Origin of the sequence: Xanthomonas sp. DAR 80977 (assembly GCF_041240605.1) — a bacterium.
GTDB classification, from domain to species: Bacteria; Pseudomonadota; Gammaproteobacteria; order Xanthomonadales; family Xanthomonadaceae; genus Xanthomonas_A; species Xanthomonas_A bundabergensis.
The window spans coordinates 4,111,664-4,138,098 of sequence record NZ_CP162487.1 but is presented as its reverse complement, the minus strand read 5'-3'; the positions used below and the strand labels follow the sequence as shown (position 1 = coordinate 4,138,098).

Below are 26,435 nucleotides of genomic sequence, written 5' to 3'. Positions count from 1 at the left end.
ACGGCAGGCAGCCGGGCCGGGGAGTCGCCTCCCCGGCCGGCATTGCTGTCGGAGATCAGTTGTAGAAAGCCGTATGGCGAAGGCCGAAGCTCGACGTTTCAGTGTTCACCGCAGCGGCGTCGTCGCTGATGATGGTGGTGAAACCATTGGAAAGCTGCGGATCGATCCGCTCGCGCAGATCCACCGTTTCGTTGCCGAAGTGCTTGGTCTTGGTCAGGTAGTCGCTGAGCTTGGCGCAGCAGGTGCCGTTGCTGCGCACGTAATGCGCACCATCGCTGGCATTGAGCCGGTATTCCTTCACCGGCGTGAACGCTCCCATGGCCGCTTTCTGTCCTTTCAGGGTGCTGACCAGCTGATAGGTCGGATCGCCGGGCTGCGCCGCCTTGTTGCCGATCTCCACCCAGGCGTAGTTGCTGACCTTGGTCGCGTCGGTGATCCACGACTCGACCCGGCAAAGGTAGCTGCCGAGGAGTTTGGAGCACGAGCCGACGTAGCCGCTGTCGACGATCTTGTCCATGTCGCCGGCGTAGATGGTCGGAACGAAGGCGACGCCCTTGGTGTAGTTGACGATGCTGCCCGGATTGTTCGGAAGCAACGAAGCGCTGAACTTCAGCACGACCTGATTCTGCATGCCGCGGGCCTTGGCCATGTCGGCGGCGCGCGACACCGCGTCCAGGGTCTTGATGTCGAGGACGACCACCATATGGTTCGCGGAAGATTTGATGAGGTCGAGCGCGCGCGACAGCGAGACCGGATGGTAGCCGGTCCTGTTGAAATTCTTGTCGCGCAGGAAGTAGGTGCTGGTGAGTGCCTGGTCGTCCAGCGAGCGGACGTCCGGATTCCAGCCGGCGGGGTTCGTCGCATCCTGGAAGATGTTGAAAGCGGGGCTGTGATCGATCAAACGGCCGACGTTCTGGTCATGGAACAGCCATGGCTGCCCGGTGTCGGATTGTTTGACATCCAGTTCGATCGCTTCGACGTTCGCGTTATAGGTCGCCAGGATCGAGCACGACGAATTTTCCGGGCACCCGCTGCTCACCACGCCGCGGTGGGCGATGGTGCCGACGATCGTGGTGTTGCTGGGCGAGGTGATCGTGTGGTACGGATTCTTGAACGCGCTGAGGATGTGCTGCGGGTTCCAATTGTTGGCGGCCGACGCTGCGCCCGACAGCGTGGCCAGGACGGCGCAAGCGGCCGCCAGCGCATTGGTTTTCCATGACGATGCGAATGCTTTCATCGATTCTCTCCTGCAGGTGGGTTGGGGTGTACTTCGGGTTGTTGCGCTGAAAATCCGATGGTTCTTGTGTCGCCGATACCTGGACCAGGGTTGATGCATTTTTCGGGGGCAGTTCAAGCCTCGTGCAGGAACGTGACCGGAAACGCCGGCGGAGCGCCTGCGAAATTGCGGCGCATGGCCGAGCGCAGGCCCGGCCTGCAGCAGGCCGGGCAACTCCGGGGCGGATGCCGCAATGGAGGGGCGCTAGTCGGTACCGTCCGATCGCCGGTGCCGCTGCAGATAGCGCAGCAGCGACAACGGTTCGTCGGTCTGGATCAGGCTCACCCCGCGCCTACGCAGTTCGCCCCAGACCTGCCGGGGGGCTTGCAGCGCACGCGCGTCGGTGTAGTTCGCCGACAGCCGCATCGGCGTGCCGCTGGCGATGTCGTTGGTCATGGTGTTGACGAACAGGCGGGTGGTCCGGCCCAGCGTGCGTTGCGCCATGTCCAGCACCGCGGGGTCGTCGAACATCAATTGCACCGCCGTCGGCCGCAGCGCCGCGGCGCTGCGCAGCGCCTGCTCCGGCGGCAGCGCCGATTCGCGCTGCAGGTACAGCGCCTGCACCGCGATGTCGGCGTTGCGCGCGCGTTGCAGCGCCGCCTGCGGAACGTCCAGCGGGACGTTCAGCAGCACGTCGCGCTGCGCTCCGGCCGCCTCGACCACGTCCATGATCCGGTCGAGCGATGCGGCCTTGACGTCCAGGTTCACCAGAACCCGGCCGCGCGCCGTTGCCAGTGCCTGCGCCAGCGTCGGCGGGTGCCGGCCGGTGAGCGTGCTGGCGCGGCCGCCACCCTGGCTGCGCACGCGCAGCGCGGCGATCTGCGCAGCGTCGAGGTCGGCCACTGCGCCATGCCCGTCGGTGGTGCGGTCCACGCGCTCGTCGTGCATCAGCACCAGCGTCCCGTCGCGGCTGGTGCGCACATCGACCTCGACCATGTCCACGCCATGCGCGATGCATGCGGCGATGCCGTCGAGCGTGTTCTCCGAGGCGAGCTTCCAGCATGCGCGATGCGATACCACCAGCGCATCGCCGTGCGGGTCGCGCAGGCGTTCCGGCAGGGCCTGCGCCGCTGCCGCAGACGCCATCCACGGCAGGCAGATCGCCGCACCCATCAGCAGTTTCCGCCAGCACATGCTCACCACCTCCAGGTCAGCGACGCGTTGTAGTTGCGGCCGAAGATCGGCCGCGCGTAGATCGCTTCGGCTGTGCCTTGCCCGGACAGCGTGTCCACCCGCGCGTTGCCTTCGGTCAGGCCGATGCTGTTGTCGACGTTGGCCGCATGCAGTTGCAGCTCCAGGTTGTCGCTGAGGCGGGCGAACACGCCCAGGTCGTAGGTGGTGTAGGCCGGCAGCGCGGTGGCGTTGGTGTAGTCGACGTAGCGCTGGCCCATGCGGTAGGCGGTGGCCGAGAGTTCGAGCGGGCGCCCGGCGATGTCGAAGTACAGGGTCGGGCTCAGCGAGGCGATGAACTTGGGGATGCGCGAGATCTGCTTGCCGTCCAGGTCGCCGTAGCTGGCGCCGGTGGTGGCATTGCTCAGGCTGCGGGTCTGCGGATCCTGCAGCGTCACCGAGCCGGTCATGCCGAAGTACGCCGACGGGCGCCAGGTGAACTCCGATTCCAGGCCGAAGGTCCGGGTCTGCCCGACCAGCGCCAGGGTCTGCACCGCACCGGCGTCGTTGAGCACGATCGCGCTGATCGACAGCGCGTTGAAGCGGCTCCAGAAACCCACGGTGGAGAACGAGAAGGTATCGCCGAACGCGCCGCGCAGCCCGGCCTCGGCCTGGTCGATGTCGGTGACCGCCGCGTTCTGGGTCTGGTACACGTTCTGCAGCCGCGGCAAGCGCTGCGATTTGGTGTAGCGGGCGAAGGTCTGCAGCTGCGGGGTCAGCGCGAACTCGGCGCCGAGCGTCCACTGCGTGGCATGGCGGCGATCGTCGCGGGCGCTGAACGCGCCGCTGAGGCCGCCGACGCCGTCGTCGGCCAGGGTGGTGGGGTCGCCCAGGTTGCGCGTGGTGTTGGCGTACACGCCGCCGTCGGCGCTGTAGCGGGTGTAGCGCACGCCGGCATCCACGCCGAGGCGGCCGAAGCGGACCGAGTCCCACAGGTACGGCGACAGGTAGGTGCCGTTGGCGAAGCCGCGGGTGACGCCGTTGCCGTAGCGCACGAAGCCGTTCTGGGTGACCGCGCCGACCACGTTGCCGGCCGCGTCGTAGGCCAGCACGTCCAGGCGCTGCGCATTGTTCTGCAGCGTGGTCAGCACGGTGTTCTGCAGGCGGTCCTGGGCGTATTCGAAGTGCTGCACGTTCACGCCGGCGGTGAGCGTGTGCTGGCCGAGCGCCGATGCGCCGAACGCCTTGCTCAGGCGCAGATCGTCGGACAGCGTGCGCAGGTGGGTGCGCGCGTTCCACAGGCCGCTTTCCAGCACCAGGCCGTCGGCACTGGCCGGGTCGTAGGCGGCGCCGTCGCGGCTGGTGACGTAGCCGACGCGGGCCACGCGGTTGCCGAAGCCGGTGCGCGCGCGGCCGAGCTGGGTGGACAGATACGCGGCGGCATCGGACGGCGCGGCGCCGGAGAACAGCGCGGTGTAGTCCACCTCGGCATCGACGAAGCGCATGCGGTTGTTCAGGGTCAGGCCGTCGTCCAGGTTCCACTCCAGGTGGGTGCCGAGTTGCTTGACCTTGTTGTGGATGCCGTCGGCCAGATCCAGGTTGCGGGACAGGATGCGGTTGCCGTCGAAGGTCGGCACCGTGGTCCGGCGCAGGTCGTTGGACAGCAGGGTGCCGTCCAGCGGGTCGAGCAGCGCGGACAGCGACCGCGACGGATTGCGCGGATCGTCCAGCGGGATCGGGTTGTAGAACGCGGTGCGGTCGTCGAGGTACTTGGCGTCCACGTCGAGGATCGCGTCGCCCATCAGGAAGGTCAGGTTGCCGCGCACCTGGCCGCCCTTGTCGGCGGTGTAGCCGGTCTCGCGCAGGCCGTCGTCGCTGCGGTGGTAGCCGCCGATGCTGTACAGCACGTTCTCGCTCAGCGGGCCGGCGCTGTAGGCGTCCTCGCGGCGCAGGCCGTCGCTGCCGACGCTCATGCGCACCGCGCCCTCGGGAGTGGCGGTGCCGTGGCGGGTGATGGCGTTGACCGTGCCGCCCGGCGCATTGGTCGCGAACAGCGGCGAGGTGCCGCCGCGCACCACTTCCAGGCGCTCGGTCATCATGTCCAGCGCGAACAGCGTATCGACGTTGAAGAAGCTTTCCTGCGGCTCGTCGAACAGGGTCATGCCGTCTTCCTGGTACTGCACGTAGTACCAGCCGCCGGCAGGCAGGCCGCGCACGTACAGGTTCTGGCCGCCGCCCTGGCCGCCGGAGGGTTCGGCCGAGAAGCCGGGCACGGCGCGCAGCATGTCCACGCTGCTGCTCGGCGCCGCGCGGTCCAGGCGTTGCTTCGACACCACGCTGATCGCGAACGGTGCGTCCTTCTGCGACTGGCCCTGCGGGGTGCCGGTGACGACGATCTGATCCAGCGTGGTGGTGGCGTCGGCGGCGGGCGCCTGCGGCGGCTTCTGGGCATGGGCGCCGGCGGCGAGAACGGAGGACAGCGCCAGCGCGAGCAGGCTCAGGTGTGGATGGTTGGTACGCATGGAACTCCCCATTAAAAGTATGTGGGGTTAATACTATTTACCATGTATGAAACTTATGTGTCCACATGCTAGCGTTGCGCCACATCCATTGCGGGGTCCGCGTCGTCCCATGCTCCATGCCGATTTCCCGCCGCGCGTCAGCGCCGGCGGCCGCCAGTTGCTCGACCGTGTGTTCAAGGCCGGGGTGCAGACCCAGGCGGCGCTGAGTCGCGACCTGGGCCTGTCGCAGCCCACGGTTGCACGCCTGCTGCAGGGCTTCGTGCAGGACAAGATGGTGCAGCTCGGCGCCCGCACCGCCGAGGGCCGCGGCAACCCCAGCGTCGATGTGCGCCTGGCGCCGGACTACGCCTATGCGTTCGGCATCGGCCTGATGGGCGACGTGGTGGCGCTGGCCCTGATCGATTTCGCCGGCGCGGTGCGCGGCCAGCGCCGTGTCGGCCTGGCCGACATGCGGCGCGCGCCGGTGCTGGCGCAGCTGCTGCGGTTCCGCGAGGAACTGCTCGCCGAAACCGGCGTGGATCCGGCGCGGGTGGTCGGCGCGGGCATGGCGATCTCGGCCTTCTTCACCGGACAGGGCCAGCAGATGGCCGCGCCACCGGCGCTGGAGGACTGGACCCAGGTTGAGCTGGGTCCGATCCTGGAGGACGCGCTGGGCTGCGCGGTCACCGTGGAGAACGACGGCGCGGCGGCGGCGGTGGCCGAGAGCCTGTACGGGGTCGGCCGCGATTGCCGCGATTTCGCCTACCTGCACCTGACCAACGGCTTCGGCGGCGGCATCATTGCCGATGGCCGGCTGTTCCGCGGCCATCGCGGCAACGCCGGCGAGTTCGGCGGCATCTGGACCGTCGCCGGCATGGCCTATCCGAACCTGGACGCATTGCTGGCGCTGGTCCGCGCGGCGGGCCAGGACTATGCCGGCGTCGAGCAGATGCTGGGCGACATCGGCCCGCACAGCCCGGGCGTGGACGCCTGGCTGGAGTTGGCCGAAGCGCCGTTCTCGCAGCTGTGCGCCTACCTGGCCTACACCCTGGATCCGCAGGCGATCGTCATCGGCGGACGCCTGCCGGCGCCGATCGGCGCGCGCCTGATCGAACGCATCCGCATCCCGCGCGCACCCAACCGGCATGGACTGGCGCCGCCACTGCCGGAACTGCGCATCGCGGGTACCGTCGGCGACGCGGTGACCCTGGGCGCGGCGCTCATGCCATTGCAGCGAGCTTTCTTCGCCTGAGCGGGCGGCGCGCGGACAGCAGCGCCAGCAGCAGGCACAGCGCGCCGCAGGCCAGCGGACCGGCGGCCATCGCCCAGCGCAGCAACTGGCAATGGGCGTCGTGGTAGTCCACCACGCTCAACAGCAGACCGATCACGGCGATGCCGGCGGCCAGCGCCACCTGCGCGCTGGCGACCAGCGCGGCGAAACACAGCGCGTGCTGGGCGACCGCGCGCCTGGCGGTCAACTGCGCATGCCAGGCCCAGACCAACTGGCCGGCGCTGCCGCCGATCGCGCCGATCCACGCTGCCGCCAGCAGGCTCAGCTGCGGCTGTGCCGGCAACGCCAGCGCGAACAGCGGCGCGCTCAGCAACAGCGCCACGCCGAGCCGGGCCAGCCGTTGCTGCGGCGGATGCCGTCGGCCCAGCCGTGCCGCCAGCGGTTGCACCAGCACCGAACCCAGCGCATAGGCGATCAGCACGGCACTGCCCCAGCCCGGCGACAGCAGGCCGTAGGCGGCCACGTACGGCGCCAGCTTGGTGAAGGCGGGCAAGGTCAGCGAGACCGCGGCGATCAGCAGCAGCGGCTGCCATGGGATCGCGCGCCAGCACGGCGCCGGTTCGGTGCGCGCAGGCGCATCGGGAATGGCGGCCGGATGCGACGCGACGCCACGCTGCAACACGTGCCGCAGGCGCCACGCGCACAGCACTGCCACGGTGGCCAACAGCATGCTGGCCTGCAGCGCGAAGGCCGCGCCGCCGTCACCGCGCGCCAGCACCGCGCCGACCACCACGCTGATCAGCAGTGCGGCGATGCCGCTGCCGGCCAGACGCAACGCGCTGGCGCCGTCGTGGCCGCGCCACGGCCAACGCGCCAGGCTCAGCAAGGTGTTCTGGGCCACGTCGCAGACGGCGTAGGCGATGCGGAACTGCAGGCTGACCACCAGCACATACCCCAGCCGCAGCGAGGCCGGCAGCAACGGCGCGGCGAACACCAGCAGCAGCGCCAGTGCCGCTGCGCTCAGGCCCAGCGATTGCAGGCGCGCACTGTCGGCGACGTTGCGCAGGTGTCGGCGCAAGCTCCAACCGGCACCGAGGCCGATTGCCGCGCTGATCAGCAGGCCCAGCGCCAGCACCAGCCCGGCCGTCGCCGCACCCAGCCCGGCGTGCTCGGTCAGCGAATAGATCAGCAGCAGTTCGCCGGCGTACCACAGCAGGCTCTTGCCGAAATGCGCCAGCGCGTAGGCCTGCAGGCCGGCCATGGACAACGGCAGCGGCGCCGGCGGCGAAGCGCGGTCGAGCGGGGCGGGCCGGGACGGGGGCGGACTCATCGCGTCGATATACCTGAGCAACGCGACAAAGCGGAGAAATATGCCATCGCATTGCAGAGGCGCGCTTAGCCTTCTCCCACCGGGGGGGGGAGGGTACGGTCCGAAGCATCGCTGGACATGCACGTGGCTTCGCACGTCCTCTCATCCCCCTCTGCGGGCCCCCTTTCCCCCTGAAAAGGGGGGCCATGGTCCGGAATGGAGAAGAGGGGACATGGGCGGCCGGCATTGCGATACGGACACGGCACGCGGCAGCCAAAAGTCCCTCTCCCACCGGGAGAGGGGTTGGGGTGAGGGTACGGTCCGAAGCATCGCTGGACATGCACGTGGCTTCGCACGTCCTCTCATCCCGCTCCGCGGGCCACCTTCCCCCCTGAAAAGTGGGCCATGGTCCGGAATGGAGAAGAGGGGACATGGGCAGCCAGCATTGCGATACGGACACGGCACGCGGCAGCCAAAAGCCCCTCTCCCACCGGGAGAGGGGTTGGGGTGAGGGTACGGCGCAAGGCATCGCTAGGCATGCACGCGGCTTCGCCATCCCTTCTCGCGCCCTGCGTGGCTACTTCCTCGACGGGAGAAGCAGCCGCGCCCAGGCCCGGGCGCAGCGTTCGCTCAGAGCATGGCCGCCAGGCGGCTGCCCTGGGCGATGGCGCGCTTGGCGTCCAGCTCCGCGGCGACGTCGGCGCCGCCGATCAGGTGCGGCTTGCGGCCGGCGGCCTGCAGCGCGTCGTGCAGGTCGCGGCGCGGCTCCTGGCCGGCGCAGACCACCACGGTGCCCACCGGCAACAGCTGTTCGGCGCCGTCCACGCGGATGCGCAGGCCGGCATCGTCCATGCCCAGGTATTCGACCCCGCCGAGCATGGTCACGCCCTTGGCCTTCAACGTGGCGCGGTGTATCCAGCCGGTGGTCTTGCCCAGGCGCGCGCCGGGGCGGCCGGCACTGCGCTGCAACAGCCACACCTTGCGTGCCGGTGCTTCCGGCTGCGGCTTGCGCAACGCGCCGCGCGCTTCGAACTGCGGATCCACGCCCCATTCGGCCATCCAGCGCGCCGGATCCAGCGCGGTCGAGACGCCGGCATGCACCAGGAACTCGCCGACGTCGAAGCCGATGCCGCCGGCGCCGATGATCGCGACCTTGTCCGCGGCCTGCACCCGGCCCTGCAACACGTCCAGATAGCTGACCACGTTGGGATGGTCGGCGCCGGGGAACGCCACCGCGCGCGGCACGATGCCGGTGGCCAGCACCACGTCGTCGAAATCGGCCAGCAGCGCCGCATCGGCGGTGGTCTGCAGACGCAGGTCCACGCCGGTGGCCTCGAGCTGGTAGCGGAAATAGCGCAGCGTCTCGTGGAATTCCTCCTTGCCCGGAATGCGCTTGGCCACGTTGAACTGGCCGCCGATCTCCGCGGCGCTGTCGAACAGGGTCACGCGGTGGCCTCGTTCGGCGGCCACCGTGGCGCAGGCCAGTCCGGCCGGGCCGGCGCCGACCACGGCGATGCGCCTGGGCGCCGCGGTGGGCAGGTAGTTCAGTTCGGTCTCCGCGGCCGCGCGCGGATTGACCAGGCAACTGGCGGTCTTGTTCTCGAACACGTGGTCCAGGCACGCCTGGTTGCAGGCGATGCAGGTGTTGATCGCATGCGCCTGGCCACGCCGCGCCTTGTTCGGCCATTGCGGATCGGCCAGTAGCGGCCGCGCCAGCGACACCATGTCGGCGCCGCCGTCGGCGAGGATGCGCTCGGCCACGTCGGGCATGTTGATGCGGTTGGTGGCGATCAGCGGCACCCGCACGTGCGGCTTGAGCTTGGCGGTGACGCCGGCGAAGGCGGCGCGCGGTACCGAGGTGGCGATGGTCGGCACCCGCGCCTCGTGCCAGCCGATGCCGGAGTTGATCAGCGTCGCGCCGGCGGCCTCGATCGCTTGCGCCTGCGCCACGATCTCCTGCCAGTCGCTGCCGTCCTCGACCAGGTCCACCAGCGACAGCCGGTAGACGATGATGAAATCCGCCCCGCAGGCCTCGCGGATGCGGCGCACGATCTCCACCGCGAAGCGCATGCGCTTGCGCGCGTCGCCGCCCCAGGCGTCGTCGCGGCGATTGCTGCGCGGGGCCACGAACTCGTTGATCAGGTAGCCTTCCGAACCCATCACTTCCACGCCGTCGTAGCCGGCCTCGCGCGCCAGCCGCGCGGCGCGCGCATAGGCGTCGATCTGGCGCTCGACCCCGCGTGCGGACAGCGCACGCGGGGTGAACGGGTTGATCGGCGCCTTCAGCTTCGACGGCGCCACCGACAGCGGGTGGTAGGCGTAGCGCCCGGCATGCAGCAGCTGCAGGCAGATCTTGGCGCCGTGCGCGTGCACCGCGCGGGTCACCTGCCGGTGCGGGCGCACTTCCCACGGCCACGACAGCTTGCCGCCGAACGGCTTCAGCCAGCCGACCACGTTCGGCGCGAAGCCGCCGGTGACGATCAGCCCGGCGCCGCCGGCGGCGCGCTCGGCGAAATACGCGGCCAGCTTGGGGAAGTCGCGCGCGCGATCCTCCAGGCCGGTGTGCATCGAGCCCATCAGCACCCGGTTGCGCAGCTGGGTGAAGCCCAGGTCGAGCGGGGCGAACAGGTGCGGATAGGCGGCAGGGGACGGGTCGGGCTGGCCGGAGGCGGGCGACATGGCTTGGATACGCTGGCGTACGGAAGCGCGCAGGGTGCCCCGAATCCCGCGCCACGGCAAGAGGGCGCGCGCGGACCGGCCGCCGGCGGAGCGGCGCAACCGCGCGCGGGGCGGACGCCAGGCAGCAGGACGGCAATCCCAAAATCGGGTTTTGTCCAGCGGCGACGGGGGGGGAGTCCATCGCCATTCGTCATCGTCGGTGGTCCGGATGCGGCAGGCCCCGGACCGTCGCCAGCCTGTCCCCTAAAAGGAGTTTCCCATGCGCCATCCGATCCGGAACACAGGCTTCGCGCTGTGCATGGCCGCCGCCGCGGCCGCGCCTTCCCAGGTCTTCGCACAGTCGTGCAGCACGTCCACCGCCTATTACGGGGAACTGATCCAGGCCGTCGATCTGGACGGCAACGGCAGCCTGGAAGCCGTCTGCAACGGCTACAGCGAAATCAACGTCGTCAGCGGCAGCGCCGCCACCCGCTATCCGCTGAGCAACACCCCCTGGACGCTGGCCTCGATCATCGACGTGGACGGATCGCCCGGGGCGGAGGTGGTGCTCAAGCAGGGCAACCAGCTCACCATCGTCAAGCACTACGCGCGCACCACGGCCGCCATCTACATCGGCACCACCGCCTGGGACATCGGCGCATTCGCCGACGTGGACGCCATCGCCGGCAACGAGATCGCGATCACCACGCCGACCTTGCTGCGCATCGTCACTCCCAGGAACGGCAGCATCACCGACCACTACATCGGCACCGCCTCGCGCGTCGTCGCCGGCGCCGTCGCCGACATGGACGGCCTGGCCGGCGCCGAGATTCCGCTGGAAGCCGGCAGCAACCTGGTGGTCTACGGCCGCAATGCGGGGCTGCGCACGACCTGGGTCAGCAACGGCAGCAACTGGAAGATCTGCGCCGACATCGCCAACTGCGCCAGCGACATGAATGGCGTCGCCGGCGCCGAGCTGCTGCTCGCGCTGCCCAGCGAAGTGAAGATCTATTCGCTGAGGTCGGGCGCATTGAACAGCTACTGGATCGGCAGCCAGTACGCGACCCTGGAAAATGGCGTGCGCGACCTGGATGGCGTGGCCGGCAACGATGTGGCGATGGCGCAGGGCGGCAGCGGCAACCTGCTGATCCTGCGCCCGGCCAGCGGCACCCTGCAGACCATCAACGGCGCCGGCAGCTTCGGCAGTTCGTGGACGCTGCTCGGCTACGCCAATCTCGACGGCGTGGCCGGGGACGAGATCCGCATCCGCTCCAACAGCAACAACCGCATCTACCGCGTCTACCCGCGCTCGGGCACCGTGTCGGTCGAATGAGCGCCGGCGCGGTCGCGGTCCGCGGCCGTGCCCAGGTGCAGCGGCGGCGCGCGCACGAACGCCGCGCTGCGATCGCCCGGTTGTGACCTGCGCGGATTCATCATCGTTTTTTTTCCGAACGGCTGGCGCGGACGTCGCGCCGACGCCAGCCATCGCCGCCGCCGATCGCGGCGGCGTGCGCGCCTGCGTCCACGGTCGGCGCGCCGTGCGGACGCTGCATCAGCGTCTGCACGTCGGCCTCGCGCGTCAGCTCCAGCCGGCCAGCGCCAGCTTGCCGATGGTGCTGCCCGACTCCAGCCGCCGGTGCGCTTCGCGCAGATTGGCCGCGTCGATCGGCGCCAGCGTCTCGGTCAGCGTGGTGCGCAACGCGCCGGCGTCGACCAGGCTGGCGGTGCGCGCCAGGATCCGGTGCTGCTCGATCATGTCGGCGGTCTTGAAGCGCGCCCGCGCGAACATCATTTCCCAGTGGATGCCGATGCACTTGGCCTTGTACGGATCGCCGATGTGCAGCGCGCCGGCCGGTTCCACGATCAGGCCGACATGGCCCTGCGGCGCGACCAGTTCGCCGAGCGCGTCCCAGTAGCGATCGGTGTCGGCCAGGTTCAGCGCCGCATCCACCTGCGCGATGCCCAGCGCCTGCAATTGCGGCGCCAGCGGCTGGCGATGGTCGATCACGTGCTGCGCGCCCAGTCGCAGGCACCAGTCGCGGGTCTGCTGGCGCGAAGCGGTGGCGATGACCTCGAAGCCGGCATGCCGCGCCAGCTGGATCGCGATCGACCCGACCCCGCCGGCGCCGCCGATCACCAGCAGGCGGCGGCCGCGGTTGCGCTCGTCGTCGAAGTCGAACGGCATGCGCTGGAACAGCAGTTCCCATGCGGTCAGCGTGGTCAGCGGCAGCGCCGCGGCCTGCGCGAAATCCAGCGTCGTCGGCTTGCGCGCGACGATGCGCGCATCCACCAGCTGGTATTGCGCGTTGCTGCCGGCGCGGGTGATGTCGCCGGCGTAGTAGACCTCGTCGCCGGGTTCGAATCCCTCGACGTCGGCGCCGACCGCCTCGACCACGCCGGCAGCGTCGTAGCCCAGCACCCTGGGCTGCGCTTCCACCTGCGGCTTGGGCGCGCGCACCTTGGTGTCGACCGGATTGACCGACACCGCCTCCACCCGCACCAGCAGGTCGAAGCCGGTGGGGGCGGGGGGCGTGGGCAGGTCGGCATCGAACAGCGACTGCGGATCGTCGATCGGCAGGTAACGGGTCAGGGCGACGGCTTTCATGATGTCTCCAGGAGTGGGCAAGCGGTGATCGGAATGCGTGGCGGTCGGCGCGCGCTGCGCGCGCGGATCAGACCGGGCGCGGATTGCGCTCGGCGAAGTTGCGCTGGTGCCAGTACGGATACGGCGGCACCACCGCGCTGGCCGCATCCAGCCGCTGCACCTGCGCCGGGTCGAGGTTCCAGCCGACCGCGCCCAGGTTCTGCCGCAACTGTTCCTCGTTGCGCGCGCCGATGATGACGCTGCTCACCGTCGGCCGCTGCAGCAACCAGTTCAGCGCGATCTGCGGCACGCTCTTGCCGGTCTCGGCGGCGATCGCCTCGAGCGCGTCGATCACCCGGTACAGGCGTTCCTCCTCCACCGGCGGGCCGGCTTCGGTGACCTGCTTGTCGTGCAGGCGGCTGCTGTCCGGCAGCGGCTGGCCGCGGCGGATCTTGCCGGTCAGCCGGCCCCAGCCCAGCGGGCTCCACACCACCGCGCCGACGCCCTGGTCCAGGCCCAGCGGCATCAGCTCCTCCTCGTAGTCGCGCCCGATCAGCGAGTAGTAGGCCTGGTGCGCGACATAGCGCGACCAGCCGTAGCGGTCGGCCACCGCCAGCGACTTCATCAGGTGCCAGCCGGAGAAGTTGGACACGCCCAGGTAGCGGATCTTGCCGGCGCGGACCAGGTCGTCGAGTGTGGACAGGGTTTCCTCCACCGGCGTCTTCGCGTCGAAGCCGTGCAACTGGAACAGATCGATATAGTCGGTGTCCAGCCGCTTCAGCGCGGCCTCGACCGCACGCACCAGGTGGAAGCGCGAGGAGCCGACGCTGTTCGGGTCGTCGGGATCGAAGCGGAAGGTGGCCTTGGTCGAGATCAGCACCTGGTCGCGGCGGCCCTTGATCGCCGCGCCCAGCACCGATTCGGCGGCGCCGCCGGAATAGACGTCGGCGCTGTCGAACAGGTTGACCCCGGCCTCCAGGCAGATGTCGATCAGGCGCCGCGCCTGGTCCACGTCCGAATTGCCCCAGGCGGCGAAGAACGCGTTCGAACCGGCGAAGGTGCCGGTGCCGAAGCTGAGCACGGGGACCTTGAAGCCGGAGGCGCCGAGATGACGGTATTCCATGGTGGAGATTCCTTTGCGGGGGAGCGGAAGGGATGCGCGATCAGCGCGCTGAAGCGGAGGCGGCGTGCGTGTCGGCGTTGCTGCCGAGCACGCGCGCGGCGGCCTCGGCCATGGCGGCATAGCCGGCATCGCCGGGGTGCAGGTGATCGCCGGAATCGAACGCGGGCAGCATGCGGGTGGGGTGCGCGGGGTCGCGGAGCAGGGCGTCGAAATCGATCATCGCATCGAAACCGTTGCCGCCGCGTATCCACGCATTGACCTGCTGGCGCACGCGTTCCTTGTCCGCGCTGTAGTAGCCGCGGATCGGCGTGTCCGGCAATGCCCCCTCGAACGGGGGCAGCGTGGCGCCGATCACGCGCAGACCACGCGCCTGCGCACGCTGCAGCAGCTGGCGATAGCCGGCGATCAACTCCTGCGCGGATACCGGCGCATCGTCCGGCGCGAACGGCGTGGCATGCCAGCTGATGTCGTTGATGCCGATCAGCAGCACCAGCGTGCGCACGCCGGGTTGCGCCAGCACGTCGCGGTCCAGCCGCGCCAGCGCGTTGCTGCCCATGCGGTCGCGCAGCACACGGCCGCCGGAGATGCCGGCGTTGAGCACCGCCACGCGCTGCGGCGCCAGCCGCGTGGCCAACTGGTCCGGCCAGCGCCGGTCGCGGCCCGGGGTGGACGCGGCGCCATCGGTGATCGAATCGCCCAGCGCCACCACCGCACCGGCGGCGTCGGCGCGGCGCACCTGGATGCCGCTGACGAACAGCCGCACCGGCAGCGGTGCGGCGTCGCCCAGCGTCGCGTCCGCGGTGCGTTCGCCGGCGGCCAGCCAGGCGCTCTGCAGCCCCTCCCAATGGAAGGTGGACGGCGCGGTCGGCTGCGGCAGGTACAGGCTGACGCTGAGTCGGGCCAGGTCCGGCACGCGCAGCGCGACCGGGTCGCTGAGCACAGGCGCGCCGGGCGGAATGGTCACTTCCCGCTGCCCGCCGAAACGCAGCTCGCGGTCCGAGCCGGGCACGGTCGCCGCGCCGTCGCCGGCCAGCGCCAGGTGCGCGGCGCCGATCCGCAGCGGTTCGTGGCCGTAGGCATTGGACAGCTCCACCCGCACCGACTCGCCGCCCAGGCTGATCCGCGCCACCTGGCGCACGGTCTGCCGCCACAGGTTGAACGGGGTCTGGGTCGGGAACGGGAAGTCGGCCGCCCACAGCGGCTGCGGACTGGCCTGCCAGGTCGCGATCCAGTCGCGCTCGGTGGCCCCGGCCGGCGCTGCCAGCGCCCCCAGCAAGGTGCCGACCACTGCGGCCTGGCGCAGGCGCCGGCTCATGCCGCACCGCCCGCGGCGCATGCCGCCGCCGGCGCAGTCTTTGCGGCTGCGGGCGACAGCCGCAGCGCCAGCAGCGCCACCGCCAGGCCGGCCGCGGTGACCAGCGCCGCCGCCCACGGCAACTGCGCCAGGCTGCCGCCATGGCCGATCACCAGTCCGCCGAGCCAGGCGCCCAGCGCATTGCCCAGGTTGAACGCACCGATGTTCAGGCTCGACGCCAGGTGCCGGCCGGCGTCGCCGGCCTTGCCCAGCACCCACAGTTGCAGCGGCGCCACCGTGGCGAACGCGGCCACCCCGAGCAGGCCGGTGAACAGCACCATCGCCGGCGCCGAGCGCAGCGCGAAGGCCAGCGCCGCCAGCACCAGCGCCAACAGGCCGAGGGTCAGCGGCAGCGCCTGGCGCGGATGGCGGTCGGCCAGGCGCCCGCCGAACACGTTGCCGACGATCATGCCCACGCCGAATACCAGCAGCAGCGGCGAGACCGCGCTGTCAGCCAGGCCGGTGACCCGGGTCAGGATCGGCTGGATGTAGGTGTAGACGGTGAACACGCCGGCATAGCCGAGTACCGTCGTCGCCAGCCCGAGCAGCACCGGCGCGCGGCCGACCGCTCGCAGTTCCTCGCGCAGCGGTGGCGTCGGCGCCGCGTCTTCGCGGGCCGGCACCAGCGTGGCGATCACCACGGTGGCGAGCAGGCCGATCGCGGCCACCGCCCAGAACGTCGCGCGCCAGCCGTACTGCAGTCCCAGCCAGGCACCGGCCGGCACCCCGAGCAGGGTGGCCACGGTGAGCCCGGTGAACATGGTCGCGATCGCCGAGGCCTTGCGTTGCGGCGCCACCAGGCCGGTGGCGACCACCGCGCCGACGCCGAAGAAGGTGCCGTGCGCCAGCGAGGTGATGACCCGCGCCGCCATCAGCGTGGCGTAGTCCGGCGCCAGCGCGCAGGCCAGGTTGCCGGCGGTGAACACCAGCATCAGCGCCACCAGCACCCGCTTGCGCGGCCAGCGCCGGCTGGCCACGGTCAGCAGCGGCGCGCCGACGAACACGCCCAGCGCATAGCCGGAAATCAACAGCCCGGCGGCGGGCAGGCTGACCTGCAGGTCGGTCGCGACCTGCAGCAGCAGGCCCATGATCACGAACTCGGTGGTGCCGATGCCGAACGCGCCGGCGGTCAGCGCGAACAAGGCCAGCGGCCGCCGTGGCGGCGGGGCGGCGACGGGCGGATGCGCGGGGGACGAGGACATGGCGGTTCCGGAGGGCAGCGGGAAGAGCACAGCCTAGGAGCACGCTTTATCAGTAGAAACTGGCAAGATGTTGAGTGACTTTCAACGGAATCCATAAAATGGACCGGATCGGCGACATCGCGCTGTTCCTGCGCGTGCTCGACCTGGGCTCGATCAGCGCCGCGGCGCGCAGCCTGGACCTGTCGGTGGCGGTCGCCAGCCAGCGCCTGCAGCGGCTCGAGCGCGAGCTCGGCGTGCGCCTGCTGCACCGGACCACGCGGCGCCTGCATCCCACGCCCGAAGGCCTGCAGCTGGCCGAGCAGGGGCGCGCGCTGGTCGAGGACCTGGAATCACTGGCCGGCGGCCTGCGCGAGGCCGGCCGTGCCGCCGCCGGCACCTTGCGGGTGACGATGTCGGCCTCGTTCGGGCGCCAGTACGTGTCGCCGCTGCTGCCGCAGTTCATGGCCCTGCATCCGCAGGTGCGCCTGAGCGTGCACCTGAGCGACAACGTGGTCGATCTGGTCAGCGAGGGCTTCGATCTGGCGATCCGGATCGGCGCGCTGCGCGATTCCAGCCTGGTGGCGCGGCGCCTGGCCGGCAACCGCCGCGTGCTGTGCGCCTCTCCCGACTATCTTCATCGCCACGGCCAACCGGCGACGCCGGCGGATCTGGCCACACATGCCTGCCTGCTGCTGACCGGCGCCGATGGCCGCCAGGACACCTGGCGCCTGTATGGCGCCGAGGGCGAGGTCGCGGTCAGGGTGAGCGGTCCGCTGGAGTCCAACTTCGGCGAAGTGCTGCGCGACGCCGCGTTGAACGGGCAGGGCATCGCCCTGCATTCGGTCTGGCACGTGGCCGATGACCTGCGGCGCGGGCGCCTGCGCCAGGTCCTGCCGCAGTACGCGCTCGCCGAAACCGGCATCCACGCGGTCATGCCGCAACGCCGGCTGGTGCCGCCGCGGGTGCGTGCCTTCGTGGAGTTCATGCAGGTTCAGCTGGCCGATCCGCCGCCCTGGGAGCGCCTGGAGTGAGACCGCCGTGCCAGGCCGGCACGCTGTCTACAGGCGCGGACGGCCGCCAGGCACCGCATTGCATCATTTCATGAAGCTGTATACGGTGTATCCACGACCGCTGAAGGTCTGGTCATGGGTTTCACATGTTACGTGCCTGTTAACGCGGTCTTCACCATGCCGAGCATAATGTGCGCGGCGATGGCGTGCGGAACGGCCGTCTGGATGTGACGAGACATCTGTACTGAACCATGCCCTATCGGTTTCTATATCCCCGAAACAAGGAGCTGTATTAATGAACAAGAAAATTCTCACCGCCGCATTGCTGGGCGGTCTGGCCGTCGCCCAGGCAGCGTCCGCACAGGAATTCGACGACCGCTGGTACCTGACCGGTTCGGCTGGTTTCAACTTCCAGGACAACGACCGTCTGACCAACGACGCCCCGTTCGTCACCCTGGGCCTGGGCAAGTTCGTCAGCCCGAACTGGTCGATCGACGGTGAACTGAACTATCAGAACCCGAACTTCGACGCCAACCAGGACCTGAACTGGAGCCAGTACGGCATCTCGTTCGACCTGCGTCGCCACTTCATCCAGGAAGGCCGCGGCTGGAACCCGTACCTGCTGTTCGGCCTGGGCTACCAGCGCTCGGAAGAAGAGTTCGACACCGGCGGCGCCGTGTCCCCGGGCCAGCGCAAGGACGGCAACTTCGCCGCCAAGGCCGGCGTCGGCCTGCAGACCACCTTCGACAAGCGCGTTGCCGTGCGTGCCGAAGTGGCCTACCGCGCTGACTTCGACGACCAGAGCGTTGCCGCTCCGTCCGAGAACTGGTTCGGCGACGTGCTGGCCTCGGTCGGCGTCGTGATCCCGCTCGGCCCGCCGCCGTCGGCCCCGGTTGCCGCTCCGGCCCCGACCGCTGCCCCGAGCTGCGCGGACCTGGACGACGACGGTGACGGCGTCAACAACTGCGACGACAAGTGCCCGACCTCCCAGCCTGGCCAGACCATCGGTCCGGACGGTTGCCCGGTGCCGGTCTCGATCGACCTGAAGGGCGTCAACTTCGACTTCAACAAGTCGACCCTGCGTCCGGACGCGATCGCGATCCTGAGCGAGGCCACCGAGATCCTGAAGCGTTACCCCGACCTGAAGGTCGAGGTTGCCGGTCACACCGACTCGAAGGGTACCGACGCCTACAACCAGAAGCTGTCGGAGCGCCGTGCGACCACCGTGTATGACTACCTGACCAAGAACGGCGTGGACGCTTCGCGTCTGGTCGGTCCGATCGGTTACGGCGAGAGCCGCCCGATTGCGCCGAACACCAACCCGGATGGTTCGGACAACCCGGAAGGCCGTGCGAAGAACCGTCGTACCGAGCTGAACGTCCAGAACTGATCGGACGCTTCATGCTTCAAGCAAAGCCCGGCCTCGCGCCGGGCTTTGTTTTTGTGCGCCCGGAAGCATTGCGCGCTTCTGTAGGAGCGGCTTCAGCCGCGACAGGCCCTCGCCGGCAAGGCCAATGTCGCGGCTGAAGCCGCTCCTACAGGGGCGGCAAAAAGCTCTTTGCCAAGCTGAACTTTTTCAGCCTTCCCAATTATTTAGCGCATGCAGTGCCGGTATCGGTTGAAACTGCGCCTGGCCCTGCCTACACTCGCGGCGACGTCTCGCCTGAATGGAAAAAACCGATGCTGCGTATCGTTACGGCCGGCCTGCTTGGCCTTGCCCTGATTCCTGCCGCCCATGCCGCACCGGATTGCTCCGGCGACGTGCTGCCCAAGCCGCTGCCGTTGCCGGCCACGGTCGGCGCGCCGGTCGCCTCCGAGCTGTACACGCGCAACCTGCAGTTGGGCATGCCCAGCGGCGTGCTGGCGCAGGCCTACAGCAGCGACCAGTCGCTGGACCGGGTGCTGCTGCGCCTGCGCGCCGAGGGCTGCCAGAGCCTGGCCAATGCGATGCCGGCCGGCGCTGCGGTGAAGCCGAACGATCCGGCCGCCTACAAGCCGACGACGGCGTTCGACAACACTCCGTGGCGCTTCGACATGAGCCAGAACGGCAAGCGCATGACCGCCGAGGAGTTCGACGCCTGGATGAAGGCGCGCGGCGTGCGCGTGGTCAAGGCGCGTCCGGCCGCCGCCGCCGTGCCTGCCGCCGCGCCGGCGCCCGACGCGGCGCAGCCGGTCGACAAGCAGTAAGCGCCGCGCGCGGTCGCGACCGCGCCTGCGTACGAAGCGCGCGGTGAAACCTCCTTCGCGTTCCCGCCGCCCCGCATCGCGCACGCCGCCGCCGGCGGCCAGTGCCTCGCGGGCGCCGCGCGCCGCGGCGGCCGGCGAGGCCCGCCACGGCCTGGCGCGCACCTTGTCCAAGCTCGGCCTGTGCTCGCGCACCGAGGCCGCGCGCTGGATCGCCGCCGGCCGCGTCGCGGTCGACGGCCGCACCGTCACCGATCCCGAATTCCCGATCCTGCGCGGCCGTCATCGCCTGGCGCTCGATGGCGTGGCGCTGGCCGCCACGCAGCGCATCTACCTGATGCTCAACAAGCCGCGCGGCCTGGTCACCACCGCGCAGGACGAGCGCGGCCGCGACACCGTCTACCGCTGTTTCGACGGCGCCGGGCTGCCCTGGCTGGCCCCGGTCGGGCGCCTGGACAAGGCCAGCGAAGGGCTGCTGCTGTTCTGCAACGATCCGCAATGGGCGGCGCGGGTCACCGACCCGGCCAGCGGCCCGGACAAGACCTATCACGTGCAGGTCGATGCGCTGCCCGACGCGGCGTTGCTGGCGCGCATGTGCGCCGGCGTCGTCGCCGACGGCGAGCCGCTGCGCGCCAAGCAGGCGCGGCTGCTGCGCCAGGGCGACAGGCACGCCTGGCTGGAAGTGGTGCTGGACGAGGGCCGCAACCGGCAGATCCGGCGCCTGCTCGAGGCGCTGGGCCTGGGCGTGCTACGCCTGGTGCGGGTGGCGATCGGCGATCTGGCGCTGGGCGAACTGGGCAAGGGCGCCTGGCGCGAGCTCAGCGCGGACGAAGTCAGGGCGCTGGCGCCGGCGGCGGACGCCAGCGCGCCAGCCGCGCGCTGAGCAGGGCGGCGACCACCTCGCGGGCGCGCGCGTCCTGCGGGCCGCGCGCATCGTGATGGCGGCCCTTGGCATGGTTGCAGCCGGCACAGGCCAAGGCCAGATTGCGCGCAGCGTTCGCATCGCCGCCGGCCAGGCCGCACAGCGCGGCCGCCGCGCGGCGACCGAACCAGGCCTGCGGCACCACGTGTTCCAGCGTGCTGTGGCCCAGCGGCTCGCCGTCGGCGCGCAGGCGCAGGCGCCGGCGGCAATGCAGGCAGCGCGTCTCCCAGCCGCCGTCCACCGCCTGCGCCTGCGCGTCGGTCTGCGCCGCCAGCAACAGCCGTTGGCGCAGGACCGCCCGCATGCTCAGGCGGGGATGACGTTCAATTCGCGACCGATCCGCACGAACGCGTCGATCGCCCGGTCCAGTTGCTCGCGGGTGTGCGCGGCGCTGATCTGGGTGCGGATCCGCGCCTGGCCCTTGGGCACCACCGGGAAGAAGAAGCCGATCGCGTAGATGCCTTCCTCCAGCAGCCGCTCGGCGAAGCGCTGCGCCAGCGGCGCGTCGTACAGCATCACCGGGCAGATCGGGTGGGTGCCGGGCTTGATGTCGAAGCCGGCCGCGGCCATGCGCTCGCGGAAGTGGCGGGTGTTCTCGACCAGTTGCGCGCGCAGGTCGTCGGCCGCGTCCAGCATCGCGAACGCCTTGATCCCGGCGGCGACCACGTGCGGCGGCAGCGAATTGGAGAACAGGTAGGGGCGCGAGCGCTGGCGCAGCAGTTCGATCACCTCGCGCCTGCCGGTGGTGAAGCCGCCCAGCGCGCCGCCCATGGCCTTGCCCAGGGTGCCGGTGAAAATGTCGATCCGGTCCAACACCCCCTTGACCTCGGCCGAGCCGCGGCCGCTGGCGCCGAGGAAGCCGGTGGCATGGCATTCGTCGATGTGCACCAGCGCGCCGTACTTGCGCGCCAGCGCGGTGATCTGGTCCAGCGGGGCGATGAAGCCGTCCATCGAGAACACGCCGTCGCTGGTGATCAGCTTGGTCTTGCAGCCGGCCGCGTCGGCGGCCTGCAGCTGCGCTTCCAGGTCGGCCATGTCGCAATTGGCGTAGCGGAAGCGCTTGGCCTTGCACAGGCGCACGCCGTCGATGATCGAGGCATGGTTGAGCGCGTCGGAGATGATCGCGTCGGCCTCGCCGAGCAGCGGCTCGAACAGGCCGCCGTTGGCGTCGAAGCAGGCGGCGTAGAGGATGGTGTCCTCGGTGCCGAAGAACGCGGCGATCTGCGCTTCCAGCTGCTTGTGCAGGTCCTGGGTGCCGCAGATGAAGCGCACCGAGGCCATGCCGAAGCCGTGGCTGTCCAGCGCGTCCTTGGCCGCGGCGATCAGCGCCGGGTGGTCGGCCAGGCCCAGGTAGTTGTTGGCGCAGAAGTTCAGCACGCGGCGCCCGTCGGCCAGCACGATCTCGGCCGCCTGCGGGCCGACGATGATGCGCTCGGACTTGAACAGACCCTGCGCGCGGATCGCGTCCAGTTCGTCGGCGTAGTGCTGGGTGAGGCGGGAATCGGTCATGACGGGCACGCGCAGGCGGAAGAAGCGGAGATTTTAACGCGGCCTGTGCGAAGGTCGGCGGGCGTCATGCACAAATGGCATAAGCATCGGCGGCGAAGTCATTTCACCGGACCCATGCGGCTGCGCAGCATGGCGCACTGGCCGTGGCTCGCATGGCCGGACCGCCCGTGCCCCCGTCCCCACTTCCGGAGAACCGCCCATGCCCAGCCTCCTGCCGCGCCGATTCAGCCCGCTGCTCGCGCTCGCGCTGTGCGCGTTCGCCGGCACCGCCGCCGCGCGCGACGTGCAACTGCTCAATGTGTCCTACGATCCCACGCGCGAGCTGTACCGCGACTACAACACCGCCTTCGCCAAGCACTGGGAGCAGACCCACAGCGGCGACAAGGTCACCGTGGAGACCTCGCACGGCGGCTCCGGCAAGCAGGCGCGCTCGGTCATCGACGGGGTCGAGGCCGACGTGGTGACGCTGGCGCTGGCCTACGACGTGGATGCGATCGCCGAGAAGGGCAAGCTGATCGATCCGGGCTGGGCCAAGCGCCTGCCCGACAACAGCGCGCCGTACACCTCCACCATCGTGTTCCTGGTGCGCAAGGGCAACCCGAAGCAGATCAAGGACTGGCCGGACCTGCTGCGCACCGGCGTGTCGGTGATCACCCCGAACCCGAAGACCTCCGGCGGCGCGCGCTGGAACTACCTGGCCGCCTGGGCCTATGCCGACCACATCTTCAAGGGCGACCGCGAGCGCATCCTCGGCTACATGCGCGCGCTGTTCCGCAACGTGCCGGTGCTGGACACCGGCGCGCGCGGCGCCACCACCACCTTCGTCCAGCGCGGCATCGGCGACGTGCTGCTGGCCTGGGAGAACGAGGCGTTCCTGGCGCAGGAAGAGCTGGGCAAGGACAAGTTCGAGATCGTGGTGCCGAAGCTGTCGATCCTGGCCGAGCCGTCGGTGGCGGTGGTCGACAAGAACGTGGACAAGCACGGCACCCGCGACGTCGCCGAGGAATACCTGAAGTACCTGTATTCGCCGGAAGGGCAGAAGATCGCGGCCAAGCACTACTACCGTCCGCGCCATCCCGAGTACGCCGACCGCGCCGACGTGGCGCGCCTGCCGAAGGTGCAACTGGTCACCATCGACAAGGCCTTCGGCTCCTGGGCCAAGGCCCAGGCCGAGCATTTCGACGACGGCGGCCTGTTCGACCAGATCCAGGCGAGCAAGTGACGCGATGGGAGTGAATGCCGCCGCGGTCGCGCGATCCCCGTCGCGGCGCAGGGTGATCCCCGGGCTCGGCCTGAGCCTGGGGATCACGCTTGCGTGGCTGGGATTGGTGGTGCTGATCCCGCTGCTGGGCGTGGTGCTCAAGACCAGCGGCCTGGGCTGGCATGGCGTGTGGCAGGTGTGGAGCGAGCCGCGGGTGCTGTCGGCGCTGCGGGTCAGCTTCGGCACCGCGTTCGTCGCCGCCGCGTTCAACGCGGTGATGGGCACCTGGGTGGCCTGGGTGTTCGTGCGCTACCGCTTCCCCGGCAAGCGCCTGTTCGACGCGATGATCGACCTGCCGTTCGCGCTGCCGACCGCGGTGGCCGGCATCGCGCTGACCGCGCTGTACGGCGGCAACGGCTGGGTCGGGCAGTGGTTGGAGCCGCTGGGACTGAAGATCGCCTACACCCGGCTCGGCATCGTGGTGGCGCTGGTGTTCGTCGGGCTGCCGTTCGTGGTGCGGATCGTGCAGCCGGTGCTGGCCGAGGCCGAGCGCGAACTGGAAGAGGCCGCCGCCACGCTCGGCGCCGGCCGCTGGCAGACCATCCGCCGCGTGGTGCTGCCGGGGCTGTGGCCGGCGGTGCTGACCGGCTTCGCGCTGGCCTTCGCGCGCGGCGTCGGCGAATACGGTTCGGTGATCTTCATCGCCGGCAACCTGCCCAACGCGACCGAGATCGCGCCGCTGCTGATCACCATCCGCCTGGAGGAATTCGACTACGCCGGCGCCACCGCGATCGCCGCGGCGATGCTGCTGCTGTCGTTGCTGATGCTGCTGGTGGTCAATGGCGTGCAGGCGCGGTTCGCGCGGCGCGGCCTGGCGGCGCATTGAGATGAACGATACCGTGTCCAGCTTGAGCGTCCCGTTTTCGGAGAATGCGTTGAGCGCATCGCCGCCTGCCGTCCGCCGCCGCGCCGCGTCGGTCACCACCGAGCCGTGGTGGGTGCAGGCGCTGCTGATCCTCGGTGCGCTGGGCTTCCTGCTGTCGTTCCTGTTCCTGCCGTTGCTGCTGGTGTTCGTCGAGGCAGTGCGCGGCGGGCTGGGCGTGTTCTGGCGGGCCATCTCCGATCCGGATGCGCTGGCGGCGATCCGCCTGACCCTGCTGGTGACCGCGATCGTGGTGCCGCTGAACCTGGTGTTCGGCGTGGCCGCGGCCTGGGCGGTGAGCAAGCACCGCTTTCCCGGCAAGCGCCTGCTGGTGAGCCTGATCGACCTGCCGTTCTCGGTGTCGCCGGTGGTCGCCGGCCTGGTCTTCATCCTGATCTTCGGCCGCAACGGCTGGGCCTGGCCGCTGATCGACGAGGGCTGGCGGCTGCACCTGCCGGTGTTCGGCGAGGTGCTGCTGCAGTTGCCGCGGATCGTGTTCGCGCTGCCCGGCATCGTGCTGGCGACGACCTTCGTCACCTTCCCGTTCATCGCCCGCGAGCTGATGCCGCTGATGGAGCAGCAGGGCAGCGACGAGGAACTGGCCGCGCTGAGCCTGGGCGCCAACGGCTGGCAGATGTTCTGGCGGGTGACCCTGCCCAACATCCGCTGGGGCCTGCTGTACGGCGTGCTGCTGTGCAGCGCGCGGGCGATGGGCGAGTTCGGTGCGGTGTCGGTGGTGTCCGGGCATATCCGCGGGCGCACCAACACGCTGCCGCTGCACGTGGAGATCCTCTACAACGAATACGCCTACAGCGCCGCATTCGCCTGCGCCAGCCTGCTGGCGCTGACCGCGCTGCTGACCCTGGCGCTGAAGTCCTACCTGGAATGGCGCCACGGCGAATCGCTGGCCGCCAATCACCGACACTGAGGTTGCGATGACCATCCGCGTACAGCACCTGGGCAAGCGTTTCGACGATTTCGCCGCGCTCGACGACGTCAGCCTGGACATCCGCCAGGGCGAACTGCTGGCGCTGCTGGGGCCGTCCGGCTCGGGCAAGACCACGCTGCTGCGGGTGATCGCCGGGCTGGAACATGCCGACGCCGGGCGCGTGCTGATCGACGGCGAGGACGCGACCGGCCTGCCGGTGCAGTCGCGCCGGGTCGGCTTCGTGTTCCAGCACTACGCGCTGTTCCGGCACATGACGGTGCGCGACAACATCGCCTTCGGCCTGCGCGTGCGCCGCGGCGCCGAGCGCCTGCCCGAGCCGGCGATCCGTGCGCGGGTGACCGAACTGCTCGCGCTGGTGCAGCTCGACGGGCTGGAGTCGCGTTATCCGACCCAGCTGTCCGGCGGCCAGCGCCAGCGGGTGGCCTTGGCGCGCGCGCTGGCGATCGAGCCGCGCGTGCTGCTGCTGGACGAGCCGTTCGGCGCGCTCGACGCGCAGGTGCGGCGCGACCTGCGGCGCTGGCTGCGCGAGCTGCACGACCGCACCGGACTGACCACGGTGTTCGTCACCCACGACCAGGAAGAGGCGCTGGAGCTGGCCGACCGCGTGGCGATCCTCAATCGCGGGCGCATCGAGCAGCTCGGCAGCCCGGCCGACGTCTACGACCGCCCGGTGTCGCCGTTCGTGTACGGCTTCGTCGGCGCGGTCAACCGCTTGCCGGCGCAGTTGCACGACGGCCAGCTGCAGGTCGCCGGGCTGGCGCTGCCGGCGCCGGACACGCCGCTGTCCAGCGGCCCGGTCGATCTGTACGTGCGCCCGGAAGACCTGGCGCCCAGCGACAGCGGCTGGGCGGCGACGGTGCTGTCCTCGCAGCGCAGCGGCTCGCGCCTGCGCCTGCGCGCGCAGCTGGCGCATGGCCAGGACGAAGTGGACGTGGAGCTGCCGGCGGGCGAGGGCGCAACACGCTACGCGCCAGGCCAGGTGCTGCAGCTGAGTGCGCGCCGCTTCGGCGTGTTCGCGCAGCAGCGCGGGTAGGGGATTCGGGGATACGGCGCGCCACGGCGCTTGCGCGTCTCGACCGTCGTCTTCGCACTCGACGGCATGTGCGGAAGCGACTTCTGTGGGAGCGACTTCAGTCGCGACGCGCGTTACCGGGAAGGCCCGTCGCGACTGAAGTCGCTCCCACAGTGCTTCCGGCCGGCAATCAAAGATGAAAGGCATGCCGGCCCGCTGACGCGGCGCGGACCGCGGGCGCATGGCGTAGACAAGGTCTGACCCGAAGGAAGCAGGCGCAAGGCCTGCGATGACTTGGTTTGTCTTGAAAGTGTTGCACTGCAAGAAAAAACCGGTTAAAAAAGTGTGAAGCCAGCAAAGAGCAGCGTGCTGGAACCACCCCTCGTCAAACCGTAGGAG

Annotated in this window: 22 protein-coding genes; 10 read left to right on the top strand and 12 right to left on the bottom strand. The window is 70.0% G+C overall.

Annotation, left to right across the window (positions count from 1 at the left end):
• Positions 1-55 precede the first annotated feature (55 nt).
• The 3 genes from AB3X10_RS17470 to AB3X10_RS17460 form a co-directional block, all read right to left on the bottom strand.
• Positions 56-1,237: a glycerophosphodiester phosphodiesterase family protein gene (locus AB3X10_RS17470; protein ID WP_369976676.1), complete on the bottom strand. Its 1,182-nt coding sequence runs from the start codon at positions 1,235-1,237 to the stop codon at positions 56-58.
• Between the two features lie 243 nt (positions 1,238-1,480).
• Entirely contained in the window at positions 1,481-2,410 is a 930-nt protein-coding gene (locus AB3X10_RS17465; protein ID WP_369976674.1) for a glycerophosphodiester phosphodiesterase family protein, read from the bottom strand.
• Between the two features lie 2 nt (positions 2,411-2,412).
• On the bottom strand, positions 2,413-4,908 hold the full coding sequence (locus AB3X10_RS17460) for a TonB-dependent receptor (protein WP_369976672.1): 2,496 nt from the start codon (positions 4,906-4,908) through the stop codon (positions 2,413-2,415).
• 109 nt (positions 4,909-5,017) lie between these two features.
• Between AB3X10_RS17460 and AB3X10_RS17455 the strand changes: the two genes are divergently transcribed.
• On the top strand, positions 5,018-6,139 hold the full coding sequence (locus AB3X10_RS17455) for an ROK family protein (RefSeq protein WP_369976670.1): 1,122 nt from the start codon (positions 5,018-5,020) through the stop codon (positions 6,137-6,139).
• On the opposite strand, the gene AB3X10_RS17450 is transcribed toward AB3X10_RS17455, so the two are convergent.
• Both AB3X10_RS17450 and AB3X10_RS17445 read right to left on the bottom strand, forming a co-directional pair.
• Entirely contained in the window at positions 6,108-7,448 is a 1,341-nt protein-coding gene (locus AB3X10_RS17450; RefSeq protein WP_369976668.1) for an MFS transporter, read from the bottom strand. The two genes, AB3X10_RS17455 and AB3X10_RS17450, sit on opposite strands and share 32 nt — an antisense overlap.
• A gap of 609 nt (positions 7,449-8,057) precedes the next feature.
• Positions 8,058-10,106, bottom strand: coding sequence for an FAD-dependent oxidoreductase (locus tag AB3X10_RS17445; RefSeq protein WP_369976666.1), 2,049 nt, complete (start codon positions 10,104-10,106; stop codon positions 8,058-8,060).
• A 259-nt stretch (positions 10,107-10,365) separates the two neighbouring features.
• On the opposite strand from AB3X10_RS17445, the gene AB3X10_RS17440 reads away from it, so the two are divergent.
• The gene (locus AB3X10_RS17440; RefSeq protein ID WP_369976664.1) at positions 10,366-11,418 is read left to right on the top strand and encodes a hypothetical protein; all 1,053 of its coding nucleotides are present in this window, start codon (positions 10,366-10,368) and stop codon (positions 11,416-11,418) included.
• Positions 11,419-11,518: 100 nt separating this feature from the next.
• Here AB3X10_RS17440 and AB3X10_RS17435 read toward each other — a convergent pair whose 3' ends face one another.
• The 5 genes from AB3X10_RS17435 to AB3X10_RS17415 all read right to left on the bottom strand — a co-directional run bounded on the left by AB3X10_RS17435 (position 11,519) and on the right by AB3X10_RS17415 (position 16,348).
• A complete protein-coding gene (locus tag AB3X10_RS17435) occupies positions 11,519-11,650 on the bottom strand; it encodes a hypothetical protein (RefSeq protein WP_369976662.1) in 132 nt (43 codons plus the stop codon).
• A gap of 14 nt (positions 11,651-11,664) precedes the next feature.
• Positions 11,665-12,690: a zinc-binding alcohol dehydrogenase family protein gene (locus tag AB3X10_RS17430; RefSeq protein ID WP_369976660.1), complete on the bottom strand. Its 1,026-nt coding sequence runs from the start codon at positions 12,688-12,690 to the stop codon at positions 11,665-11,667.
• Positions 12,691-12,757: 67 nt separating this feature from the next.
• Positions 12,758-13,792 (bottom strand): aldo/keto reductase, encoded by a 1,035-nt coding sequence (locus tag AB3X10_RS17425; protein ID WP_369976658.1) that lies wholly within the window; start codon positions 13,790-13,792, stop codon positions 12,758-12,760.
• A gap of 40 nt (positions 13,793-13,832) precedes the next feature.
• Positions 13,833-15,107, bottom strand: coding sequence for an SGNH/GDSL hydrolase family protein (locus tag AB3X10_RS17420; RefSeq protein WP_369976656.1), 1,275 nt, complete (start codon positions 15,105-15,107; stop codon positions 13,833-13,835).
• Positions 15,104-16,348, bottom strand: coding sequence for an MFS transporter (locus AB3X10_RS17415; protein ID WP_369976654.1), 1,245 nt, complete (start codon positions 16,346-16,348; stop codon positions 15,104-15,106). The genes AB3X10_RS17420 and AB3X10_RS17415 overlap by 4 nt, the downstream gene beginning before the upstream one ends.
• A 98-nt stretch (positions 16,349-16,446) precedes the next feature.
• Here AB3X10_RS17415 and AB3X10_RS17410 point away from each other — a divergent pair, with 98 nt between their 5' ends.
• The 4 genes from AB3X10_RS17410 to AB3X10_RS17395 all read left to right on the top strand — a co-directional run bounded on the left by AB3X10_RS17410 (position 16,447) and on the right by AB3X10_RS17395 (position 20,404).
• Positions 16,447-17,358 carry a LysR family transcriptional regulator gene (locus AB3X10_RS17410; protein WP_369976652.1) on the top strand — a complete coding sequence of 304 codons (912 nt, stop codon included), beginning with the start codon at positions 16,447-16,449 and terminating at the stop codon, positions 17,356-17,358.
• 274 nt (positions 17,359-17,632) lie between these two features.
• Positions 17,633-18,727 (top strand): OmpA family protein, encoded by a 1,095-nt coding sequence (locus AB3X10_RS17405; protein ID WP_145701647.1) that lies wholly within the window; start codon positions 17,633-17,635, stop codon positions 18,725-18,727.
• A 290-nt stretch (positions 18,728-19,017) separates the two neighbouring features.
• Positions 19,018-19,524, top strand: a complete 507-nt coding sequence (locus tag AB3X10_RS17400; protein ID WP_369976649.1) for a hypothetical protein — start codon at positions 19,018-19,020, stop codon at positions 19,522-19,524.
• A gap of 43 nt (positions 19,525-19,567) precedes the next feature.
• A complete protein-coding gene (locus AB3X10_RS17395; protein WP_369976647.1) occupies positions 19,568-20,404 on the top strand; it encodes a pseudouridine synthase in 837 nt (278 codons plus the stop codon).
• On the opposite strand, the gene AB3X10_RS17390 is transcribed toward AB3X10_RS17395, so the two are convergent.
• Both AB3X10_RS17390 and kbl read right to left on the bottom strand, forming a co-directional pair.
• Positions 20,355-20,747 carry an HNH endonuclease gene (locus AB3X10_RS17390; protein WP_369976646.1) on the bottom strand — a complete coding sequence of 131 codons (393 nt, stop codon included), beginning with the start codon at positions 20,745-20,747 and terminating at the stop codon, positions 20,355-20,357. The two genes, AB3X10_RS17395 and AB3X10_RS17390, sit on opposite strands and share 50 nt — an antisense overlap.
• A 2-nt stretch (positions 20,748-20,749) precedes the next feature.
• Positions 20,750-21,952, bottom strand: coding sequence for a glycine C-acetyltransferase (kbl, locus tag AB3X10_RS17385; protein WP_369976644.1), 1,203 nt, complete (start codon positions 21,950-21,952; stop codon positions 20,750-20,752).
• 199 nt (positions 21,953-22,151) lie between these two features.
• Here kbl and AB3X10_RS17380 point away from each other — a divergent pair, with 199 nt between their 5' ends.
• From AB3X10_RS17380 to AB3X10_RS17365, 4 genes are read left to right on the top strand one after another with little or no spacing between them, the layout of a single operon-like run.
• Complete coding sequence (locus AB3X10_RS17380) at positions 22,152-23,174, top strand: sulfate ABC transporter substrate-binding protein (RefSeq protein WP_369976642.1); 1,023 nt, start codon at positions 22,152-22,154, stop codon at positions 23,172-23,174.
• Positions 23,175-23,178: 4 nt separating this feature from the next.
• On the top strand, positions 23,179-24,039 hold the full coding sequence (cysT, locus tag AB3X10_RS17375) for a sulfate ABC transporter permease subunit CysT (RefSeq protein ID WP_369976640.1): 861 nt from the start codon (positions 23,179-23,181) through the stop codon (positions 24,037-24,039).
• Position 24,040: 1 nt separating this feature from the next.
• Positions 24,041-25,003 (top strand): sulfate ABC transporter permease subunit CysW, encoded by a 963-nt coding sequence (gene cysW / locus AB3X10_RS17370; RefSeq protein ID WP_369976638.1) that lies wholly within the window; start codon positions 24,041-24,043, stop codon positions 25,001-25,003.
• 7 nt (positions 25,004-25,010) lie between these two features.
• Positions 25,011-26,057, top strand: a complete 1,047-nt coding sequence (locus tag AB3X10_RS17365; RefSeq protein WP_369976637.1) for a sulfate/molybdate ABC transporter ATP-binding protein — start codon at positions 25,011-25,013, stop codon at positions 26,055-26,057.
• Positions 26,058-26,435 lie beyond the last annotated feature (378 nt).

Excerpts from the sequence above, each read along its gene's own strand:
- AB3X10_RS17470 (WP_369976676.1), bottom strand. The coding sequence starts at position 1,237 with ATGAAAGCATTCGCATCGTCATGGAAAACCAATGCGCTGGCGGCCGCT.
- AB3X10_RS17465 (WP_369976674.1), bottom strand. The coding sequence starts at position 2,410 with ATGTGCTGGCGGAAACTGCTGATGGGTGCGGCGATCTGCCTGCCGTGG.
- AB3X10_RS17460 (WP_369976672.1), bottom strand. The coding sequence starts at position 4,908 with ATGCGTACCAACCATCCACACCTGAGCCTGCTCGCGCTGGCGCTGTCC.
- AB3X10_RS17455 (WP_369976670.1), top strand. The coding sequence starts at position 5,018 with ATGCTCCATGCCGATTTCCCGCCGCGCGTCAGCGCCGGCGGCCGCCAG.
- AB3X10_RS17450 (WP_369976668.1), bottom strand. The coding sequence starts at position 7,448 with ATGAGTCCGCCCCCGTCCCGGCCCGCCCCGCTCGACCGCGCTTCGCCG.
- AB3X10_RS17445 (WP_369976666.1), bottom strand. The coding sequence starts at position 10,106 with ATGTCGCCCGCCTCCGGCCAGCCCGACCCGTCCCCTGCCGCCTATCCG.
- AB3X10_RS17440 (WP_369976664.1), top strand. The coding sequence starts at position 10,366 with ATGCGCCATCCGATCCGGAACACAGGCTTCGCGCTGTGCATGGCCGCC.
- AB3X10_RS17430 (WP_369976660.1), bottom strand. The coding sequence starts at position 12,690 with ATGAAAGCCGTCGCCCTGACCCGTTACCTGCCGATCGACGATCCGCAG.
- AB3X10_RS17425 (WP_369976658.1), bottom strand. The coding sequence starts at position 13,792 with ATGGAATACCGTCATCTCGGCGCCTCCGGCTTCAAGGTCCCCGTGCTC.
- AB3X10_RS17420 (WP_369976656.1), bottom strand. The coding sequence starts at position 15,107 with ATGAGCCGGCGCCTGCGCCAGGCCGCAGTGGTCGGCACCTTGCTGGGG.
- AB3X10_RS17415 (WP_369976654.1), bottom strand. The coding sequence starts at position 16,348 with ATGTCCTCGTCCCCCGCGCATCCGCCCGTCGCCGCCCCGCCGCCACGG.
- AB3X10_RS17410 (WP_369976652.1), top strand. The coding sequence starts at position 16,447 with ATGGACCGGATCGGCGACATCGCGCTGTTCCTGCGCGTGCTCGACCTG.
- AB3X10_RS17405 (WP_145701647.1), top strand. The coding sequence starts at position 17,633 with ATGAACAAGAAAATTCTCACCGCCGCATTGCTGGGCGGTCTGGCCGTC.
- AB3X10_RS17400 (WP_369976649.1), top strand. The coding sequence starts at position 19,018 with ATGCTGCGTATCGTTACGGCCGGCCTGCTTGGCCTTGCCCTGATTCCT.
- AB3X10_RS17390 (WP_369976646.1), bottom strand. The coding sequence starts at position 20,747 with ATGCGGGCGGTCCTGCGCCAACGGCTGTTGCTGGCGGCGCAGACCGAC.
- kbl (WP_369976644.1), bottom strand. The coding sequence starts at position 21,952 with ATGACCGATTCCCGCCTCACCCAGCACTACGCCGACGAACTGGACGCG.
- AB3X10_RS17380 (WP_369976642.1), top strand. The coding sequence starts at position 22,152 with ATGCCCAGCCTCCTGCCGCGCCGATTCAGCCCGCTGCTCGCGCTCGCG.
- cysT (WP_369976640.1), top strand. The coding sequence starts at position 23,179 with ATGGGAGTGAATGCCGCCGCGGTCGCGCGATCCCCGTCGCGGCGCAGG.
- cysW (WP_369976638.1), top strand. The coding sequence starts at position 24,041 with ATGAACGATACCGTGTCCAGCTTGAGCGTCCCGTTTTCGGAGAATGCG.
- AB3X10_RS17365 (WP_369976637.1), top strand. The coding sequence starts at position 25,011 with ATGACCATCCGCGTACAGCACCTGGGCAAGCGTTTCGACGATTTCGCC.